The following is a 2575-nucleotide window of genomic DNA, read 5'->3' as shown; positions in this document are numbered from 1 at the left end:
CCCTCCTTCATCCTGATACCACATCCGTCATCCTGAACTTGTTTCAGGATCTCGTCGTTAACAACACAAAAAGCAGATACTGAAATAAATTCAGCATGACGGTAAAGGGATAAGCCTCAGTCATTCTGATAATACCTCATTCATCCTGATAATACCTCCTCGTCATCCTGATACCACCTCCGTCATCCTGAACTTGTTTCAGGATCTCCTCATAAAAAACACATAAAAAAAGCTTACTCAAAAAATGAGTAAGCTTTTAGAATTCAATGTTTTTAAAGTAGTGTTTAAAAAACTGAACGAAATGATGAGCGACCGCTACGACGAGTAGAGCGTCGGTTTCTCATACGACTATGAAGTTCGCGACGTTTAGAATCTAGCCACTCTTCACGAGTCACTGTAGCATCACCACTACGACCTTCTTCTCGGCTACGATAAGCACAAAACTCTAGAAACGCTTCGATATCGTCTTTCAGTTCTTCGGCAACTAATTCAATCATGATGGCGTCGTCTAAAAAGCCTAATACAGGAATATGGTCAGGTACTAAATCTTCTGGATCACTAAAATAAGCCAATGCACTTAGCACATCACTGCGCTCTTCTGCTGGAATTTTCCATTCAGAGTCTTCTATCATCGCCACTAAAGTTTCTAGTTTTTTAATGCGCTCGCTGACAAATTCTGGAACACTTCCTTTAATATCTTGGCTAATACTCTTAGCGTTACTTAAAATAACTGCTTCACTAAGTTTTGCAGCTCCTGATTGTGCTTTACGCATTACATCACGGAAGTGGTCTAAGTCTGACTCTGTTAATTCAAATTTAACTTCAAACGCCATTATAATTCTCCTGTATTTGGCTTTTCTATTACTACACTTTGTTTATTATTTACTTTTTTGCATAATAGTAAACATAGTACATTCAACCCTATTTTTCTTATTAGAGTAAATTTAGCAGATAGTTATACAAACAGCACGCAGTTAACTCAATTAATTTGTAAATATTTATAACTTTTCATTCACACTTTTATAAACATAATGCTATGATTTTGTTCTATTGTTTGTATTTATTCTGAAACTTTTATGCAAAATACCGAGTTAGTTAAAAAAAATAGTGATCTTGATATCACGCCATCAGTCTCTGAACAGCCTGATACCATGAGAAGTTCAGCAAATAACAATTGTGATAATTGTCATCAGCCACTCAACGGTCCTTTTTGTGGTCAGTGTGGTCAACAAGCAGAATCAACATTGAAATATTTTTGGGTGGTGATATTACACCTTCTTGATGATATTTTTAGTTTTGATTCTCGTGCCGCCCGAACTATATTGCCATTAGTTGCTCGTCCTGGTTTTTTAACTAATGAGTATATTGCCGGAAAACGCGTGCATTACGTGCCTCCGCTACGTCTGTACCTTTTTGTGAGTATTGTCTTTTTTATTACCTTAAAATTTTTTGTGCTCTCAGACAGTAATACTCTTCTCGCGGTAAGCGACAATCAGACATCAATCACTCAAATCAAAGATCAGCTTGTTTTACTTGAAAAAAACAAGCTTAAAGCCATTGATGGCTCACCAGATAATACCGTTGATTTGTCAGAAACAACAAAAAGTATCGCAAAATTTGAGACCTATTTAACCGATATTAATAAAGATTACAGTATTGAAAAAAATAAACGGTTAATTGATATGACCAAAACACTTGCCGATTTAGAATTAAGACAATTTAAAGATGGACAAGCACTTAGCGGGAATAAAAAAGAACGTTATGATTTATTAACCTCAAATATTGCAAAATTTAAAAATGGTGAGGAGCTAGATAATGTAGAAAAAACTTCTACGACCATAGGCAATAATGCCGATGGTACCTTGTCTTTTGATTTTTTAAGTGACGAGAATAATAAAAGCCTTAATGTGTTTACAAAGTCTTTGATCAAGAAAGCAGAAAATGCCTTCCGCTCTGATGCAACGCCATTAGTGCAAGAAGTTATTGGAAAATTACCGCAATTAATGTTTGTTTTACTACCTCTTTTTGCTGTTTTATTAAAAATAATGTTTATATTTTCCAAACGACTGTATATGGAACATTTAACGGTTGCCTTGCACAGCCATAGTTTTATTTTCTTTACTATATTGTTGGTAGAGTTACTAGATGTGTTTGCTGGCTATAGTGAAACAGTCCTCCCTTTACTTACTGGCTCGATTGAATTTGCCAGTAAAGCCTTATTAATTTGGATCCCGATATATTTATTTATCATGCAAAAGCGCGTCTATAAACAGGGTTATTTTTTGACCTTTATCAAATATTCGTTTATCGGCACCGCCTATATGATACTTATTGGCTTCACAGGTGTAATTGCCTTCGTTTGGGGTTTAACAGATATTTAACTAACAGTTTCAGTTACCCTGCCCTGATACAAGCCCGTTATGCTGATCTGGATTCCGTCAACCAGATACCGTATCCGTCGTCATCCTGATACCACCTACGTCATCCTGATAACTCACCCGTCATCCTGAACTTGTTTCAGGATCTCGTCGTTAACAACACAAAAGCAGATACTGAAATAAATTCAGCATGACGG

2 protein-coding genes are annotated in these 2575 nt (G+C 36.1%); one reads left to right on the top strand and one right to left on the bottom strand.

The annotated features are described in order from the left end of the window. Positions 1 to 284: 284 nt before the first annotated feature. Positions 285 to 833, bottom strand: coding sequence for a YkvA family protein (locus tag H4J69_RS19475; RefSeq protein ID WP_182217566.1), 549 nt, complete (start codon positions 831 to 833; stop codon positions 285 to 287). A gap of 243 nt (positions 834 to 1076) precedes the next feature. On the opposite strand from H4J69_RS19475, the gene H4J69_RS19470 reads away from it, so the two are divergent. After that, a complete protein-coding gene (locus H4J69_RS19470) occupies positions 1077 to 2381 on the top strand; it encodes a DUF3667 domain-containing protein (RefSeq protein ID WP_182245183.1) in 1305 nt (434 codons plus the stop codon). Positions 2382 to 2575: the final 194 nt, after the last annotated feature.

Source organism: Colwellia sp. BRX10-9 (assembly GCF_014077405.1).
Lineage (GTDB): Bacteria > Pseudomonadota > Gammaproteobacteria > Enterobacterales > Alteromonadaceae > Colwellia_A.
The sequence above is the reverse complement of the archived record's forward strand: the minus strand, read 5'-3'. Positions and strand labels throughout refer to the sequence as shown.

Excerpts from the sequence above, each read along its gene's own strand:
- H4J69_RS19475 (WP_182217566.1), bottom strand. The coding sequence starts at position 833 with ATGGCGTTTGAAGTTAAATTTGAATTAACAGAGTCAGACTTAGACCAC.
- H4J69_RS19470 (WP_182245183.1), top strand. The coding sequence starts at position 1,077 with ATGCAAAATACCGAGTTAGTTAAAAAAAATAGTGATCTTGATATCACG.